The organism is Leucobacter albus, assembly GCF_039528015.1.
In the GTDB taxonomy this organism is placed as follows: Bacteria; Actinomycetota; Actinomycetes; order Actinomycetales; family Microbacteriaceae; genus Leucobacter; species Leucobacter albus.
Genome location: NZ_BAAAKZ010000003.1, coordinates 351,322 through 367,813, shown reverse-complemented (window position 1 = coordinate 367,813; position 16,492 = coordinate 351,322). Strand labels below are relative to the sequence as shown.

At 68.0% G+C, this 16,492-nt stretch carries 17 protein-coding genes; 15 read left to right on the top strand and 2 right to left on the bottom strand.

The features are described 5' to 3' along the window. Positions 1-4: 4 nt before the first annotated feature. The 8 genes from ABD115_RS05330 to ABD115_RS05295 all read left to right on the top strand — a co-directional run bounded on the left by ABD115_RS05330 (position 5) and on the right by ABD115_RS05295 (position 8,070). Complete coding sequence (locus ABD115_RS05330; protein ID WP_343958955.1) at positions 5-451, top strand: SRPBCC family protein; 447 nt, start codon at positions 5-7, stop codon at positions 449-451. Positions 452-601: 150 nt separating this feature from the next. Further along, entirely contained in the window at positions 602-1,228 is a 627-nt protein-coding gene (locus ABD115_RS05325) for a TetR/AcrR family transcriptional regulator (RefSeq protein ID WP_343958953.1), read from the top strand. A 67-nt stretch (positions 1,229-1,295) separates the two neighbouring features. Continuing rightward, the gene (locus tag ABD115_RS05320) at positions 1,296-2,393 is read left to right on the top strand and encodes an alcohol dehydrogenase catalytic domain-containing protein (RefSeq protein WP_343958951.1); all 1,098 of its coding nucleotides are present in this window, start codon (positions 1,296-1,298) and stop codon (positions 2,391-2,393) included. A 103-nt stretch (positions 2,394-2,496) separates the two neighbouring features. Beyond that, complete coding sequence (locus tag ABD115_RS05315; protein ID WP_343958949.1) at positions 2,497-3,264, top strand: alpha/beta fold hydrolase; 768 nt, start codon at positions 2,497-2,499, stop codon at positions 3,262-3,264. Beyond that, positions 3,261-4,028, top strand: coding sequence for a HEAT repeat domain-containing protein (locus tag ABD115_RS05310; protein WP_343958947.1), 768 nt, complete (start codon positions 3,261-3,263; stop codon positions 4,026-4,028). Before ABD115_RS05315 ends, ABD115_RS05310 begins: the two co-directional genes overlap by 4 nt. A 201-nt stretch (positions 4,029-4,229) precedes the next feature. Beyond that, the gene (locus ABD115_RS05305; protein WP_343958945.1) at positions 4,230-6,653 is read left to right on the top strand and encodes a MucBP domain-containing protein; all 2,424 of its coding nucleotides are present in this window, start codon (positions 4,230-4,232) and stop codon (positions 6,651-6,653) included. 36 nt (positions 6,654-6,689) lie between these two features. Then, positions 6,690-6,995, top strand: coding sequence for a hypothetical protein (locus ABD115_RS05300; RefSeq protein WP_343958943.1), 306 nt, complete (start codon positions 6,690-6,692; stop codon positions 6,993-6,995). A gap of 268 nt (positions 6,996-7,263) precedes the next feature. Continuing rightward, positions 7,264-8,070, top strand: a complete 807-nt coding sequence (locus ABD115_RS05295) for a YidC/Oxa1 family membrane protein insertase (protein WP_343958941.1) — start codon at positions 7,264-7,266, stop codon at positions 8,068-8,070. 20 nt (positions 8,071-8,090) lie between these two features. Here ABD115_RS05295 and ABD115_RS05290 read toward each other — a convergent pair whose 3' ends face one another. Then, complete coding sequence (locus ABD115_RS05290; protein ID WP_343958939.1) at positions 8,091-9,533, bottom strand: helix-turn-helix domain-containing protein; 1,443 nt, start codon at positions 9,531-9,533, stop codon at positions 8,091-8,093. Positions 9,534-9,684: 151 nt separating this feature from the next. Here ABD115_RS05290 and fepB point away from each other — a divergent pair, with 151 nt between their 5' ends. The 5 genes from fepB to ABD115_RS05265 are packed head-to-tail and all read left to right on the top strand — an operon-like array spanning position 9,685 to position 14,724. After that, positions 9,685-10,680, top strand: a complete 996-nt coding sequence (gene fepB / locus ABD115_RS05285; protein ID WP_343958936.1) for a Fe2+-enterobactin ABC transporter substrate-binding protein — start codon at positions 9,685-9,687, stop codon at positions 10,678-10,680. Positions 10,681-10,683: 3 nt separating this feature from the next. Then, the gene (locus ABD115_RS05280) at positions 10,684-11,736 is read left to right on the top strand and encodes a FecCD family ABC transporter permease (RefSeq protein WP_343958933.1); all 1,053 of its coding nucleotides are present in this window, start codon (positions 10,684-10,686) and stop codon (positions 11,734-11,736) included. After that, entirely contained in the window at positions 11,733-12,830 is a 1,098-nt protein-coding gene (locus tag ABD115_RS05275) for a FecCD family ABC transporter permease (RefSeq protein WP_343958931.1), read from the top strand. The genes ABD115_RS05280 and ABD115_RS05275 overlap by 4 nt, the downstream gene beginning before the upstream one ends. An 11-nt stretch (positions 12,831-12,841) precedes the next feature. Then, complete coding sequence (locus ABD115_RS05270) at positions 12,842-13,870, top strand: ABC transporter ATP-binding protein (RefSeq protein WP_343958929.1); 1,029 nt, start codon at positions 12,842-12,844, stop codon at positions 13,868-13,870. Continuing rightward, positions 13,867-14,724 carry a siderophore-interacting protein gene (locus ABD115_RS05265; RefSeq protein WP_343958927.1) on the top strand — a complete coding sequence of 286 codons (858 nt, stop codon included), beginning with the start codon at positions 13,867-13,869 and terminating at the stop codon, positions 14,722-14,724. Before ABD115_RS05270 ends, ABD115_RS05265 begins: the two co-directional genes overlap by 4 nt. Positions 14,725-14,768: 44 nt before the next feature. Here the strand turns inward: ABD115_RS05265 and ABD115_RS05260 are convergent, their stop codons facing one another. Next, positions 14,769-15,764, bottom strand: a complete 996-nt coding sequence (locus ABD115_RS05260; RefSeq protein WP_343958925.1) for a D-alanine--D-alanine ligase family protein — start codon at positions 15,762-15,764, stop codon at positions 14,769-14,771. Between the two features lie 104 nt (positions 15,765-15,868). On the opposite strand from ABD115_RS05260, the gene ABD115_RS05255 reads away from it, so the two are divergent. Further along, the gene (locus ABD115_RS05255) at positions 15,869-16,102 is read left to right on the top strand and encodes a hypothetical protein (RefSeq protein ID WP_343958923.1); all 234 of its coding nucleotides are present in this window, start codon (positions 15,869-15,871) and stop codon (positions 16,100-16,102) included. 5 nt (positions 16,103-16,107) lie between these two features. After that, positions 16,108-16,386 carry a hypothetical protein gene (locus ABD115_RS05250; protein WP_343958921.1) on the top strand — a complete coding sequence of 93 codons (279 nt, stop codon included), beginning with the start codon at positions 16,108-16,110 and terminating at the stop codon, positions 16,384-16,386. Positions 16,387-16,492 lie beyond the last annotated feature (106 nt).

Here is a 16,492-nt window from a genome sequence, read left to right as displayed (position 1 = left end):
CTCCATGACAAGCACCTTCACCGTCGTGACGCGCACGTCGGCTCCGGCCGATGCGCTCTTTGACGCGTCCCTGAGCATCGATGCCCACGTCGAGTCTCTCTCGCACTCGGGCGAACGGGCCATCGCCGGGGTGACAAGCGGGATGATCGGCCTCGGCGAGACGGTGACGTGGCGGGCGAGGCACTTCGGCGTCTGGTTCACGATGACGTCAAAGATCACCGAACTCGATCGACCACACCGGTTCGTGGACGAGCAGGTGCAGGGCCCGTTCAAGCGCTTTCATCACGTCCACGAGTTCGCGACGGAGCACGGTGCGACCATCATGAGCGACACCATCACGGTCGCTTCCCCGGTCTTCGGTCGACTCGCGGAGCGGCTCGTGCTCGTGCCGTATTTGCGCCGGCTGATCCGCACCCGCAACGAGCACCTGGTGCGCTCGCTCGTGGGTTAGCGAGCCCGGCAGGGCCTGCGATCCACACCCCGCGATCCGCGCCCCGCGATCCGCGCCCCGCGATCCACACCCCGCGCCCCGCGATCCGCCCCGGGCGAACACGAAGATATTTTGGACACGTGTCTAAAAAATTGGTCTACACTGGCAACCGTGACCTCACCGACCCCCACCGCACCAACGAAGCCAGTCGTGCGCGCAGCCGACCCCCGCACCGCCCGCACCCGCGCGGCGATCGTCACCGGTTACGCGAGCCTGCTGCGCGACGGCAACTGCGACGTGAGCGTGCGCGACGTCGTCACCGCGGCGGGAATCAGCCGCGCCTCGTTCTACACGCATTTCGACGGGGTCAACGAGGTCGCCCTCATTCTCGTGCGCGAGATGTTCGCTGGCCTCGGCGCAGAGTATCTCGATGAGCGACTGCGCACCGGCTACCGCACGAGCGAGGCGGTCCGCGCGGGGCAGGAGCGGCTCGCCGACGCGTTCTGGGAGCGGCGAGCGACCCTCGCGCCGCTCCTCGAGGGCGGGCAGGCAGCCGCAACGTACATCGAAATCGTCCGCGCCTTTGCGGCCACCATCGAGCAGCTCCTGCGCCACGACCTCTCTCGCATTCCCGCGGGCATCGATCCATACCTCGCGGCGGTCGCCATCGCCAACACGCTCGTCGGGCTGCTCTCGGCCTGGATCACGGGGTCGATCGACGCCGACCGCGACCTGGTCGTTGACCATCTCATCGCGATGCTCCCAGCCTGGGTGTCGCAGCCAGACTCCCCCGCCTGACACACGGGGCGGGGAGACATGACGTGCGCAAACCCGCGCACGCCGCACTACTAAGAAAGGTGTGACCATGAAGGCTTCGGTAACCACCGGCGTCGGCAACGGTTTCAAGACTGCGGACATCCAGCTGGCAGACCCCATCGGCCGGGAAGTACTCATCGACGTGAAGGCGTCGGGGCTGTGCGCCTCCGACATCCACATCGAGCAGGGCGCGTCGCCCTCGGCAGTGTTCCCCGCCGTGCTCGGGCACGAGATCTCGGGCATCGTCTCAGCGGTGGGCCCCGACGTGACGACCATCGCGGTCGGCGACCACGTCGTGGCGAGCCTCATTCAGTTCTGCGGCGCCTGCGCCGAGTGCTTGTCGGGTCGCACCTACTCCTGCCAGTTTCCGGCGACCACGATGCGCGGCGCCGATGAGCCTGCGCGCATGACCGACGAGAACGGCGAGCCGCTCATGCAGCTACTCGGCATCGGGGGCTTCGCGGAGCGGACCCTCGTGCACGAGAACCAGCTCGCCGTGGTGAACAAGGAGATCCCGTTCCCCCAGGCCGCCGTGCTCGGCTGCGCGGTGTCGACGGGGGCTGGAGCGGCGATCAACACCGCGGGCGTTCGCGTCGGCGACTCGGTCGCCGTCATCGGCACGGGCGGCGTCGGGCTGAACGCGATCTCGGGCGCGGTGATCGCCGGCGCGACGACGATCATCGCAATCGACATCAGCGATGAGAAGCTCGCCGTCGCGAAGAAGTTTGGTGCGACCCACGTCATCAACTCGTCGCAGGTTGACCCGGTTGCAGAGGTGAAGCGCATCAGCGGTGGCGGCGTCGACCATTCCTTCGAGATCATCGGCTTCCCGCAGACCCAGCAGCAGGCAGTCGAGATGCGTGGCGTGGAGGGCACCGCCTACTTCATCGGAGTCGCACGTCCGGGCACCACCCTCGACCTGCTCACTGACGCCACAACCCTCATGGGCCAGGGCGGCGTTCGCATGGTGAAGATGGGCTCGACAAACCTCAAGCGCGACATCCCGATGTACGCCGACATGTACGTGCAGGGCCGCCTGAACCTCGACGACCTGATCTCGCAGGAGATCTCCATCGACGAGGTCGAAGCGGGCTACGCAGCGCTCAAGCGCGGCGAGGTCATTCGCAGCGTCATCACGTCGTTCTAGCAGACCGCCCCGGGCTTCGTGCGGGCTAATCTCCCCCACACGGAGCCCGGGGTTTTGCGCAGCTAGCGGGTTCACCCGGGCCAAGCGCGTTAGTGTAAGAGCTATGACGCACGGTGACCACACCTTCCAACACGGCGACTACACGATGCGATTTTCGAGCTTCCCCGGGCCTACTTCACGAACCTTTGTGTTGATTCACGGCATCGGCATGGGGCGCATCGTTTTCGACGAGGTCGCAGAGGTACTCACACTGCAGGGCGGTGTGCTCGTGCCAGACCTCCCCGGATTCGGCGACTCGCCCGAGCCTGGCACAATGGCAACGATTCAAGACAACGCCGAGCTCATCGAGCGGTTCATCGGGAGCCAGGCGACCGGCCACGTGACGCTCGTTGGCCACTCCATGGGCACCCAGATTGTTGCCGAGGTGGCTCGGCAGTTCCCGGAGAGCATAGACTCCCTCGTCTTAATCGCCCCAACCATCAACCGCCACGAGCGCAGCGCGACGAAGCAGGCCGCGCGAATGGTGCAAGATCTGTACGGCGAGTCACCCAAGGTGCTCGCCGAGGGCGTCGTCGAATACGTCAAGACGAGCCCGCTGTGGTTCGCGAACAAGCTTCGCCTCATGCTCGATCATCGCCTCGAAGATGTCTGCCCGCAGGTGCGTACCCCGACGCTCGTCATGCGGGGCGAGACCGACAGGGTCTGCCCGCGAGACTGGGTTCGCGAGGTCGCCGACGCGCTCCCCGATTCTGAGTACGAGGAGATTCCCGGGCGCGGGCACGAGGCCGTTATTAAAAGCCCCGAGCCCGTCGCTTCGATGGTGCTCGACTTCGTGGCGCGGCGCACCGCGACGCCCGGCGCGAACCAGTGACGGGGGCTCAGGCCACAAGCAGTGCGACCGGGGCCGACGATCGCCTCGCTGCGCTCGAGGCGGGCAGCGCCGAGGCGCGCACGCTCGCCGAGGCCCTCGCGATCGACCACACCGTGCTACTTCGCGCAGCTGTTCCTTCTGCCAGCCCGGCGCTGCGGGAGGCAGCTGCGACCGCTCAGCAGCTCGGCATCCTCAAGCGAATGGCGGCCATCGGAGACGCGCTCGCGACGCATGCGCCGAGCCCGGTACTCGAGGCGCTAGGCGATCACCGCTCAGACACCGTGCGGGGGTGGTGGTGCTTCGCACTTGCTGCCGACCGATCCCGATCGAATGCTGAACTCCTCGCCGCGGCACTGCCCCGCATTGACGACGAACTGTTTACGGTGCGCGAGTGGGTGTGGATGGCGCTGCGGCCCCGGCTTGTTGACGATCTCCCCGGCGCGATCGCCCTGCTCGAACCGCTCACCCAGCACGCGTCACCGAACGTTCGCCGATTCGCCTCCGAGGCGCTACGCCCGCGCGGGGTGTGGGCGCAGCATATCTCGGAGTTCAAGCAGCGACCCGAGCTCGGCGAACCCCTGCTCGAACCGCTGCGTGCAGACTCTGCGCGGTATGTTCAGGATTCGGTGGCGAACTGGATCAACGACGCTTCCAAGACATCACCCGACTGGGCGAGGTCGCTGTGCGCGCGTTGGAACGCTCAAAGCCCGACGGCGGAGACCGCACGAATCACCAAGCGCGCGCTGCGAACAATAGGCCAGTAGGGCCGTCAACCGCGACGCGCCGCATTCAAGAACATAATTTGCCGACAGCTATTTCATTCTTGACTAATAGGCTCTGGGGCCCCAGAGTGAGAACGAGCGGGGTTTCGTCACCCGGCCCAGCAAAGCCGGGCTGCGTGCTTGCCGAGCGTCATCGCGGCCGCAGCGACGCCGCCCGTCATCGATCGATGTAGAGGAGCCCCTGTGAAGCGCACGACCAAGAACACCTGGTTTGCAAGCGGAGTGACCGCGGCGTTGCTCGCCGGCACCATTGCCGCCAGCGCTCCCGCGAGCGCCGCTGGCCCGGAGGTTGGGTCTGCGATCGAGCTCAAGGCCGCGGTCGAGGCCCTCGGCCCTGGAGCCGCGACAGTCACCCTCGCGGCAGGCTTCGAAGCGGTTGCGACGCCGCCGACGATCACCATTCCAGCAGGCGTGGCGCTCACCCTCGATGGCAACGGCGCGACGGTCACGAAGCAGGCCGGCTCCACCGGCCGGCACCTCAATTTCACCGGCAACGGCAGCGAGCCAATGGTCATCACCGACGTGACATTCCAGGGGCCGAACGACGCTGACCCTGTGGGGCAGGCAGGCGGCACACCGGGCGGTGGGCTCGGCATTAACAACGTCCCGACGCTTTCGGTCAGTGATTCGACGTTCGCTGGAATCGACAGCTCGGCGGGCCTCGCGCTCTCGGGGGTGACGACCCTCACCGTCAGCCGGTCGAGCTTCATGGGCAACCGCGCCGCCGCTGGCGCCGCCATCGACCTCCCCAACGGCGTGAACGCCACGATCACCGACACGACAATGCACAAGAATTGGGGCACGCAAGCGGGATACTCCGGCGGCGCCCTCCGCCCGCAACGCGGCACCAACCTCACGATCGAGCGCTCGGTGTTCTCGGGCAATGGTTCGCTCACGCGGGGCGGTGCGATCGCGTTTCATCAGATGGAGGGCTCGTTGACGGTGCGCGACTCGGTATTCGACGGCAACACCGTGCCCGAGTCGTCGTACAACCCAAGCATGCACGACGGCGGGGCGATCGCCGTGAGCGAGGTCGCGACCCCCAACCTCCAGACCGGCACAACCCTCATCACCGGCACGACCTTCGTCAATAATTCCGCGTCAGACGAGGGCGGGGCGCTGCTGCTGCAGTCAGGCAACGGTTCGAAAGCGACAATCATCAACAGCACGTTCTTCAACAATTCCTCCTACGGCAAGCAACCCACGATCGACGATTCGAGCGGCGGCGGCGCCATCGAGGCATTCGGCACAGCGCTGACGCTCGAGCTCACCACGTTCGTTAACAACCTCGCGTACAAGGGAACCACTCTCGGGCATCAGCGCGGCGGCGCGGTCTCAGCGACGGGCGACCAGAAGCACCTGACAGCGCAGCCCCTGACGCTGTCGCGCAACCTGTTCGTCGGCAACGATGTCGTAGCGAACAACGGCACGCCGGCGGTGTCTAGCCTGTACCGCCAGGTGTCTGCGCGCGGCGGGATCGAGACCCTCGAAGGCACACCCGACACCTCCGCAACCGAGCACTCCCCAGACGAACCCGAGTTCGAACCGGGCGACCGCGAGCTGGTTGTGCCCGACCGGGCCGCGAACCCGGCAGATCAGGGCGACGATTTCCTCCCATTCGCGAACGAGGAGCTTACCCGCACGCTCAACGTCGGCATCGACAACGGCACAAAGCTCGACGACGGCGTGACTCGGCTCGCAGTGCTCGGCACCGATGCCCCGAAACTCGCCCCGAACGGCAACCCGATCGTGGCTGGAGACCCGCGCACCGGCCTGGCGCAGACCCCGGGCACCATCGTCTTCCACCCGCGCGATGACGGCTACTTCGCTGGTCTCGCCGACAACATCGGAGAGGCGCTCGCAGGCCAGGATCCGCCAACCGCGCTCCCCGTACCGTCGGTAACCGAGGATCAGCGCAGGGCCCCGCTCGACCAGCCAGCCGACGCCGGGGCACTCCAGCAGGCATTCATTCGCTTCGACCCGAACGGTGGCGACTGGCCGGAATACACGCCGTCGGCCTTCGACGGCAGCCGCATCGTACAGCGCGACGCAGCAGCCGTCGTCTGGGCCGTCGCCGCAGTTGGCGCAGAGCTGCCCTCGGAGCCCGCTCCCGATGCGGCGCCCGCCGGCACGAGCTTCGCGGGGTGGAACACCGAGCCAGACGGCAGTGGCCTCGCCTACCCGGCCGGGACGTTCACCGTGCCAGCCGGCAACCTTCGTCTCTACGCCATCTGGAAGCCCCAGTCGGCGACCCAGGGCAGCGTCACCGCCCACTACGTTGACGAGCGCGGCGCACAACTTCGCGACCCTGTGGTGCACACGGGCGACATTGGCGCTTCGTACGTGACGGAGCGGCTCAAGTTTGCCGGCTACGACTTCGTTCGCGTCGTTGGCGCGGCATCTGGCCAGTTCGAGACCGACCCTGCCACGGTGACCTACGAGTATCGGAAGCAGTCAGGGCCGACGCCTCCGCCAATCGTCAACCCGCCGTCCACGGGTGGGCTGGCCGACTCGGGCTCGCCAGCGGCCGGCCCGCTGCTCGCCGCGGCCGCGGCGTTGCTGCTCGTCGCAGCCGGGGCGTTTCTGTCGCTGCGTCGGCGCCGCTAAGCTGAGAGTGCACCGAGCCGAACGGAGGTGAAGCGAATGCTGTTATCGCTCTGGCTGATGAGCCAGTTCTTGCTCATCACGCTTCTCGTCGCGTTCGGCGCGGCGCAGCCGCAATCGCCCGCCCAGCTCGCGCTGCTCGGGGCGACCTGCCTGCTCGCGCTTGCGCCAGTGGTGACCGCGATTGTGTGTGCACGCCGAATCGCGTTGGCCTTCCCGCTGCCCTCGCTTACGTCACGGTCGCGCCGCGCGTCGTTTCGCACGTTCCGCGTCGCTGCGGATCCGGGAACGCCGGGTGCGGCACTCGCCCGGGCGCCGTCTCGCGTCGTTTCGTCCCTCGACTAAACGACGCCTCGGCGCGCGGCCCTCGCCTGGCGGCGCAGTGCGCCGGCTCTGCGCCACGGCTAGCTCTGTGCACCGACTGGCGCCGCGGCACGCGGAATAGTTCGTCGTTTCTCGAGGTGATTGATTTCATCGATACTGCGAACGAAACGAGTTTCACCTTGCCAAATCTCCAAACCCCGAGCGCGCAGGCGCTTCAGCGCACCGATCAACACCGCCGGAGCCTGCACCACCCCGCGATGGCGGCGCGCCACCAGAACGGGGGCGCACGGTGAACATCTACGAATTCCTCCCGATCAAGCTCCTCATTCGCGGGGCGTACTGGCTGGTCACCACGCTCAGCGACCTCATCGAACCGCTGACGGGCGCGCAGAGCGCGGCGGTCGCGATCATTCTGCTCACCCTGTGCGTGCGGCTGCTGCTCATTCCTGTTGGCCGCTCGCAGGTGAAAGCGACCCTCGCCCGCCAACGCCTCGCGCCAAAACTCGCCGAGTTGCAGCGCAAGTACAAGAAGCCCGAGGTGCTGCAGCGCAAGACGATGGAGCTCTACCAGGCAGAGAAGGCCTCGCCGTTCGCCGGGTGTCTGCCGGTGCTCGCCCAAATGCCGGTACTCATGGCCGTGTACGGGCTGTTCATCTTGCCTGAGGTCGACGACCACCCGAACGAACTGCTCAGCAAGTCGTTTCTCGGGGTGCGGCTCGACTCCGGGCTCGCCGCGCAGGTGTTCGGCGGCACGGTGACGCTCACGCACGCCGTGCTCGGTGTGGCGATCATGCTGCTCGTCGGCGCCGTGACACAGGTCTCGCGCAAGCTGCTCACCCCGCCTGCGCCAGAGCCGACAGCGAAGCCAGCGAATCCAGCGAATCTGCCTGCGGGTATGCCCGACCTCTCTGGCATGACCAGGATGATGAGCTTTGTGCCGTTCATCACGGTGATCATCACGGCGTTCGTGCCGCTTGCCGCGGCGCTCTATCTCGCCACGACGACGACGTGGACGCTCTGCGAGCGGCTCGTGCTCGGCAAGATCTACGGGACACTCCCGCACCCGAAGCCGACGGGCACGGCCTCGGCGCAGTAGCCTTCGCCCGTTCCCGTCGGCTACAGCGCGGAGGCCGGCAGCCGCATCTCGCGGCCCCACGCGGCTCGAGTAGGTGCCAGGTTCGGCACTCCGAGCCCGGTGGGGCCGGCCCCGTGCACCGCTCGGAACGCCCGCGAGAACGCCGGGAGGTGCGAGTAGCCGAGCTCGCGGGAAATCTCTGACGGGGTCTCACCATCGCCGAGCTGGTTGCGCGCGCGGGTCATGCGCAAGAGCCGCAGCCACGCTGCGAACTGCTCGCCGGTGTGTGCCCCGACGACCCGGCAGAGCTCGCGCTCGCTCAGGCCCAGCCGCTCGGACGCCGCCGCGAGGCTGAGCTCGGGCTCGCGCACAAACAGGTTCGCGGCGCGACCGAGCAGCTCCGAGCCCGTGGTCGCGGGCAGCCGCTCGGAGCCAGCGAGCACCGCGGCGAATCCGCGATCGGGGTCGACATCGGTCACCCCGACTCGGGTGTAGCTCGCGAGCACCGCCTCGAGCATGCGCATCGAGTCGAGCCCGCCGATGTGCGCCGCCGTGAGCGGTGCACCGATGGGCCCGGTCAGCGCGGAGCGAAACCCGAGCGGCACGAGCAGCGAGCCTGACGGGACGCGGAATTCGTTGGGCGTGCCTGCTGGAATGATGACCGCTTCGCCCTCGGCAAGTGTGAGCGCGCGACCGGCGATGATGAGCCGGGCGCCGCCAACCGCGGCCCAGACGGCAACGTGCGCACCGTTCACCCGCGCCCAGGTTCGCCGCTCCGCACCGTGCCCGTCGCCGCCCTCTCCGCTCTCGAGCTCGGGGCGCGATGGCCCGACGCCCATGCAGCCCTCAGCCGATTTCTGCCGCCACTGCCCTGGGGTCATGCCCGTCGCCTCCGAGAACGCCCTAATGAACCCAGGGAAGCTCCGGTAGCCAACGCGATGCGCCACCCACTCGAGGTCGCGGCCGTCGGTGATGAGCTCGGCGGCGATGCGCACGCGCTGACGCCGCACCCAGGCCGCGACGGTCCACCCGGTCTCGGCCAGGAATCGCCGCTGCAGCGTGCGCACGCTCCAGCCGGGCACGGCCCGTGCAGCGGCAGCCTGCAGCCCCAGCTCCGGGTGTGCGGTGAGCAGCTCGGCGAGCGGGCGCAGCTCGGGCGATCGCAGGGCGGGCGGCGCCGCGAGCGGCTCCGGGCTGCCGCCGCGCAGCTCAAGCCTCGCCGCGCCCTGCGCACCGTCAAGGTGGCCAAGGGCCTCGGTGAAGGCGCGCAGCAGCGCGACGTGCGCGTGGGGCGGCACCCCCAGTCTCGTGGTGACGGTTCGCCCCGCTCCCGCGACAGGAATGGGCAGCACGATGGCGCCTGGCTGGGGCGTCACGGCGACAGTCTCGCCGGCGGGCACCCACACGCCGGCGTCTGCGTGAAGGTCTAGCGCGTCATCACCGACCCGCACCATGGCACTCCCCCTGAGCACGGCGTACAGCATGGGTTCACCGAGTCGCACCGGGGGTAGCTGAACGGCTGGTAACACGTTGTCATTTCCAATCAACAGATGAAAGTAAGGCTTAGCTAACTTTGAGGATAGCGCGCACCGCTGTGCCGCCACACATCATCAGGAACACTCGGAGGTTTCCCGCATGGCTAGACGCCTGCCCGCCCTCGCCGCCCTCGCAGCGGCCGCACTGCTACTCGCCGGTTGCAGCCCCGCTGCATCGGACAACGCATCGGGCGAATCAACCACCCCAGAGTCTACGGGGACCTGGCCGCGCACCATCGAGCACGCCGCTGGCTCAACGACGATCGACGAGCAGCCGCTGAGAATTGTCTCGGTCGCGCCGTCGCTCACGGGCGGGCTGCTCTCATTCGACGCCCCCGTCGTCGCAACCGCCGCGGCCCCCGTGACCCCGCTGTCTGACGAGAACGGGTTCTTCACGCAGTGGGCAGACGTCGCGGTGGAGCGTGGTGTCGAGGTCGCGTACAAGGATCTCGAGCTCGATATCGACGCCGTCGACCAGCTCGAACCCGACCTCATCATCGGGTCGGCGAACGGCGGCGACAACACGAGCGACGCCTACGAGCAGCTCTCAGAGATCGCCCCGACCGTGCTGCTCGACTACGGCGACGCGACCTGGCAGGAGCTCACCGAGCAGCTCGCCGAGATCACCGGGCACGAGGCCGAGGCGAAGAAGGTGCTCGCTGAATACGACACCTGGGTGGCTGGCGAGGCGAAGAAGCTCACGCTCCCGCCGCAGCCGACCACGGCGCTGATCTACATGGGCCCTGAGGGCTCATGGCCGTTCGACCCGGCGAGCCCGCAGGCGATGCTGCTCAGCTCGCTCGGATTCGACTACCAGCCGCCGCGCGACGAATTCTTGACCGAGGGCCAGGGCGGCCGCGTCGGCATTCTCACGAGCGAGAACGCGCCAGACGGGCTCGCCGACGCCGAGACCATCATGATCGTCGCGATGCTCGGTGGCGACCCCGTGGCTGAGTTCGCGAAGGATCCGCTGCTCGCCAACCTCCCCGCGCTCACGAATGACAACGTCTTCAGCATGGGCCCGCAGGCCTTCCGCCTCGACTACTACAGCGCAAAGCTGACGGTCGAGCTGCTCGTGGACACGTTCTCGGGCTAGCGAGTGCTGCACGCTGTCGAAACGCGGAGCGCTGAGGGGGCAACTCCTCAGCGCTCCGCGGCGCGCCGCACCGCCCTGCTCATGCTCGGCGCCGGGGTCGCCCTCGCGGTCACCGCGGTCATCGGCATCGGGCTCGGTTCAAACCCGATCCACCCGGCGACCGTCGTCGAGGCGATCTTCGCCTACGACCCCGCGAACAACGCGCACCTCGTGATCGTGCTGTCGCGCCTGCCACGCATCGTGCTCGGCCTCGTCGTCGGCGCCGCGCTCGGCCTCGCCGGCACACTCATGCAGTCGGTGACGCGAAACCCGCTGGCCGACCCCGGCATTCTCGGCGTGAACGCCGGCGCCTCGCTCGCCGTTGTCATCGCCATCGCGTTTCTCGGGGTGCAAAGCGTGGCGGGGTACGTCTGGTTCTCCTTCATCGGAGCGGCGGCCGCCGCGACGCTCGTCTACCTGCTCGGCAGCGCTCGCGGCAACGCAGGCACTCCCGTGCGGATCGCCCTCGCAGGCACGGCCGTGAGCATCGTCATCGGAGCGCTCACGCAAATGGTGCTGCTCAGCAACGACGCGGCCTTCAACAGCTTCAGGTTTTGGGCGGTCGGGTCGCTCCAGGGGCGCGGCTTCGACGTGATCGTCACCGTGCTGCCCTTCATCGCCGTCGGCATCCTCGCGAGCATCGCACTCATCTCGCCGCTCAACGCCGTCACACTCGGCGACGACGTCGCAACCGCGCTCGGCACGAGCACGACCGCCGCCCGCATCGGTGTGGCATTCGCGGTCGTGCTCCTCGCCGGCTCCGCGACCGCAGCTGCCGGCCCGATCGGGTTCATCGGGCTTGGCGCAGCGCACATCGCCCGCTTCTTCACGGGCAACGAGCACCGTCGCCTCATCCCGGCCTCGATGCTGGTCGGCGCGGCGCTTCTCGTCATCGCCGACACCCTCGGCCGCGTCGCCGTCGCGCCCGCCGAACTCCAGACAGGGGTGGCCGCTGCGCTCTTCGGCGGGCCCCTCTTCGTCGCCCTCGTGCGCTCTCGAAAGGTTGCCGCGCTGTGACAGTCGCCGATCCACCCGCCGCGTCGCCTGCCGCCGGCCGCGCGCCGGCCGGAGCTCCCACCGCAAGGTCGGTGATCACCACACCGGTGCTGCGGTTCGCCGGGCGATCGATTCGCATTCGCCCGCGCCTCGTCATCGTCGCAGGTATCGCGCTCGTCGTGCTCGTCGCCGTCATCGCGGCATCCCTGATGGTCGGCACCATCAGGCTCGGCTTCGGCGACCTCGCCACGGTGTTCGCCGGCGACGCGAAGCCCTCGCTCGAACGCAGCGTGCTCGGCAGGCGCCTCCCCCGAGCCCTCACCGCCGCCTTCGTTGGCGCGCTCCTCGGCATGAGCGGTGCGCTGTTCCAGTCGCTGTCACGCAACCCCCTCGGCTCCCCCGACATCATCGGTTTCACCTCCGGGGCCGCGACAGCCGCGGTGTTCCAGATCATCGTGTTCGGCGGCGGCATGCTCGCGACCGCGCTCGCGGCCGTCGTCGGCGGCATGCTCACCGCCCTCGCCGTGTACCTCCTCGCGCGCCGCGACGGCGTCACAGGCGGTCTCAGGCTCGTGCTCGTCGGCATCGGGGTCGGCGCGGTCGTGAGCGCATTCTCGTCGCTCCTCATCGCGCGCGCAGACATCAACGACGCGATGGTCGCGCAGCTCTGGGGCGCGGGCTCACTGCTCGGGCGCGGCTGGACACACGCGTGGCTCACACTCGCGGCGCTCGTCGTGCTGACGCCACTGCTGCTCGTGCTCGGCCGCAAGCTCGCGCTCATGGAAATGGGCGACGACACCGCCCACAGCATCGGCGTGCGGGTCGAACGCACGCGCTTCATCGCGATGCTCGTCGGCGTCACGGCGGCCGCAGCCGCGACGGCTGTCGCCGGCCCGATCGCTTTCATCGCCTTCGCCTCGGGCCACATCGCTCGCCACCTCGCCCCGGTGCCCGGCGTGCTCATCGGGCTCTCGGCAGTGGTCGGTGCCGCGCTGCTCGCGGGCGCCGACCTCCTCGCCCAGAACCTCGATGTCGGCATGCGCACCCCCGTCGGCCTCGTCACCAGCCTGCTCGGCGGCGTCTACCTGCTGTGGCTGCTCGCTCGCAGAATCTGAACGGATCACTCATGCCAACGTCACCCTCCACCCCATCGTCCTCGCTGTCGGCGCCCTCGCCCGCGCCCGCATCCGCGCCCGCGCCGGCTCGCCCCGCGGGGTTGTCGGCGCACGGCCTCGAGCTCGGCTACGGCCCCCGCACCATTGTCGCGGGCCTCGACCTCGACATTCCTGCCGGAGGCTTCACCGTGATCATCGGGCCCAACGGCTGCGGCAAGTCGACGCTGCTGCGCGCCCTGTCTCGCATGCTCAAGCCGCGCGGGGGCTCCGTCACGCTCGACGGCGCTGATATCGCCAGGCTGCGCACCAAGCAGGTTGCCCGAAACATCAGCACCCTCGCGCAAGCTCCGGCGACGCCCACCGCGATCACCGTCGCAGACCTCGTCGCCCGCGGCCGAAACCCGTACCAGAGCCTGCTCCAGCAGTGGAGCGCGGCCGACGAGGCCGCGGTCGCCTCGGCCCTCGCCGAGGTCGCGATGACCGAGCATCGCGAGCGCCTCGTCGAGGAGCTCAGCGGCGGCCAGCGGCAACGCGCGTGGATCGCGATGGCGCTCGCGCAAGAAACCCCAATCCTGCTGCTCGACGAACCGACAACCTACCTCGACATCTCGCACCAGATTGACGTGCTCGACCTCTGCGCCGGGCTCCACGAGGCGGGCCGCACGCTCGTCGCGGTGCTGCACGACCTCAACCTTGCCGCGCGCTACGCGAGCCACATCGTCGCGATGCGCGACGGGCGCGTCGTCGCCGAGGGGCCGCCAGAGAGCGTCATCACGTCCGAGCTGCTGCGAAGCGTGTTCGACCTCGAGGCGCTCGTGATCCCCGATCCCGAGACCGGGCGACCCCTCATCGTGCCGCGCGACCGGCGGGCGCGCGGCACGGGGTCGTGCTCGGGGCCGGCGGCTGGCTCGGGGCCGGCGGCGGACGCCGTCGCGGATCCGCACGCCGCCGAACCCACAGCCACGGCCACAATCACCCACACAACCACCCCCACAGACGCCGTCGAGCCAGCGCTCATGGCAGAACAGGAATCAGCATGAACACCCCAGCAGAGCAGACCCCCGAGACCGGCAAGTCGCAGCTCATTACCTCGAAGGCGACGCAGTCTGACGACCACAATCGCGGGCTGCAGCTCGGCTCCGCGACCGTGCTGTCGTTCGCAGATATCACCCCGGAGCTCGCTCGCGTGGTGCTGCAGATCCCCGATCTCCCCGCCGAGCCGCTGTGGAGCGCGCCGAACGTCGCCATTCGGTTCTACCTCGACGAGCGATTCGAAAGCGCCACGCGCGTCTACACCGTGCGCTCGGCAAACGTCGCCGAAAGCAGCATCGAGGTTGACGTCGTAAAGCACGGCGAGTCGAGCCCGATGATGCAGTGGCTCGACACGCTGAGGGTTGGCGACGCCCTGAAGTTCGGCGGGCCGCGGCCGCACTTCGACATTCCGAGGGCGGAGGGTCGCGACGCCGTGATCTTTGCCGATGCCACGTCGATCCCTGCGCTGTACGCGATTCTTGAGCAGGCCGAGCCCGGTCTGTCGGGCCGCGGCTGGATCGCCACGCACGATGAGGGCGCCTTCGCCGAGCTCCCGGTACTCCCCGGGCTGAACCTCACCCGCATCGCCCCCGGCACCGGATTCACCGACCAGCTCGCCACCCTCGCCGACCCCGCCTCGGTGGTCGTTTGGGGCGCGGGCGAGCGCGATGAGATGCGGGCCGTGCGCTCCTTCTTCCGTAACGAGCACGGCCTCGCGAAAGACGACGTCGCCGTGTTCGGGTACTGGAAGCGCGGCACGACGAACACCCAGATCGACGTGCAGCGGGTGAAGGCCTACGAGATCGCCCTCGCCGAGGGGCGTTCCGTGCACGACCTCGACGATCTGGCGCTCGCGATCTAGCGCTGCCGTCGCAATTCATCGCCGTCGCCCGGCTCGGGTTCGCATCACCGGGCGACGCCGAGCCGGGCGATGCGTTCGCACAGACTGGCGAAGTCAACGCCGGCGGCCGCAGCGGATTGAGGGAGCAGGCTCGTCGCGGTCGTGCCCGGCAGGCGGTTCACTTCGATAAGCCAAGGCTGTCCGGCAACATCGAGGCGAAGATCCGATAGGCTGTTGCCTTCCAACTGGTGAATCCGGTGCGCCTGTACCGCCATTTGCTCGACTTCGCGCCTGGCAGCATCGTCGAGCAGCGCCGGGAAGCTCGCTCGCATCGCTCCTGCCTGGTACTTGTCTGAGTACGAGAACACCGACTGTGCGTCGAGATGTACTTCACCGATTGCAAGCGCATCGCCTCCCAGAACACCCACTGTGAGTTCTCTGCCCGCGACAAAGCGTTCGATCATCACCGGGCCGTATCGCGCGGCGCGGGCTATCGCCGGGGTAAGTTCGCTCGCAACCCTCACGAGCGGGAGCCCCACAGTCGAGCCCTGCCGAGTCGGCTTGACGACCACCGGAAGTTCTAGTTCAGCTTGGGCTTCGCTTCCACCTGTTGGAGCGAGCAGCCAGTCTGGCGTTGCGATGCCGTTGGCCCGCAGCAGAGTCTTGCTCACGTGCTTGTCCATCGCAAGGCCGCTCCCGAGCGGGCCAGAACCCGTGTAGGGAATACCGGCGAGCTCAAGCAACGCCTGCAGCCGCCCGTCATCCCCCGACCCACCGTGAAGCGCGAGAAACACCAGGTCGCTCTCTCCGATCTCGCGAGGAAGCCTGAGTGCGCTGCCGCGCTGACGCATGGCGGCGAGTGCGGCACCCGCGGGAGGTTCCACGCCAACCATTCCCCCGAGCACCCGTTTCTCGGCATCGAGCGCCAGAGCGCCGGTCAGCGTGTCAACGGCTCGAACGCTGTGTCCGCGTGACCGCAGCGCCGGGATGATTTCTGCCGCACTCGCAATCGAAACGTCGCGCTCTTCGCTGTCGCCACCAAAGAGTACCGCTATTCGCATGCTCGCAACATGGGCGCTGAGGCTTGGCACTGGCTGGGTACTGTGCCCAGTTGCTCCCTGCGGTTCCCCTCGACAAAGACTCATTTCGCAAGTAAACTTGCGAAATGGAACCGAAGCCGATCGTCATCGACAGCGCGCATCGGCACGGTGTCACAGAATCAGCAATGCTCCATGCGCTTCGATTCGCAGTCCACTATTTTGTACAAAACGACTCAATGACAATGTTCATCGGCCCTGACGAGACGGGCGTCTTCGTGGAGGTCGGAGTAATTGAGTGGCATGGTGTGATTGCCATCGCCCACGCCACGCGCCCAGCTCGAACCAAGTACCTGAGGTGATCATCATGACTCGACGCTCGATAGACGACATCAAGGCCCGCGCAAACGAGTTCGCGGACGCATTCGAGAGCTACAACCCCCGCCCGGGAGATCACAACGCGCCACTCCCCTCCGCCATGGCAGTCAAACTCGCGGCGTGGCGCCGTGACGTCGCGGAACGAGAACTTGCCGATGCGGTTCAGGCCGCGCGCGAGCAACGGCTCTCATGGCGCGAGGTCGGAGAGGCCATCGGCACTACCGGCGAAGCCGCCCGCCAACGGTACGGCACGAGGGTCACTTCCTAGGAGCCTCGGGCGCCCGCTGCCTGGCACACCCCTGACAAACGCAACGAGATGGGTTACTCTGTAACCAGTTACCCAGTAACCAATGTCGTCGGCTCCGTCGAAAGGC

Coding starts and splice junctions, on each gene's coding strand:
- ABD115_RS05270 (WP_343958929.1), top strand. CDS start 12,842: ATGCCAACGTCACCCTCCACCCCATCGTCCTCGCTGTCGGCGCCCTCG.
- ABD115_RS05320 (WP_343958951.1), top strand. CDS start 1,296: ATGAAGGCTTCGGTAACCACCGGCGTCGGCAACGGTTTCAAGACTGCG.
- ABD115_RS05260 (WP_343958925.1), bottom strand. CDS start 15,764: ATGCGAATAGCGGTACTCTTTGGTGGCGACAGCGAAGAGCGCGACGTT.
- ABD115_RS05330 (WP_343958955.1), top strand. CDS start 5: ATGACAAGCACCTTCACCGTCGTGACGCGCACGTCGGCTCCGGCCGAT.
- fepB (WP_343958936.1), top strand. CDS start 9,685: ATGGCTAGACGCCTGCCCGCCCTCGCCGCCCTCGCAGCGGCCGCACTG.
- ABD115_RS05255 (WP_343958923.1), top strand. CDS start 15,869: ATGGAACCGAAGCCGATCGTCATCGACAGCGCGCATCGGCACGGTGTC.
- ABD115_RS05290 (WP_343958939.1), bottom strand. CDS start 9,533: ATGCTGTACGCCGTGCTCAGGGGGAGTGCCATGGTGCGGGTCGGTGAT.
- ABD115_RS05250 (WP_343958921.1), top strand. CDS start 16,108: ATGACTCGACGCTCGATAGACGACATCAAGGCCCGCGCAAACGAGTTC.
- ABD115_RS05315 (WP_343958949.1), top strand. CDS start 2,497: ATGACGCACGGTGACCACACCTTCCAACACGGCGACTACACGATGCGA.
- ABD115_RS05265 (WP_343958927.1), top strand. CDS start 13,867: ATGAACACCCCAGCAGAGCAGACCCCCGAGACCGGCAAGTCGCAGCTC.
- ABD115_RS05300 (WP_343958943.1), top strand. CDS start 6,690: ATGCTGTTATCGCTCTGGCTGATGAGCCAGTTCTTGCTCATCACGCTT.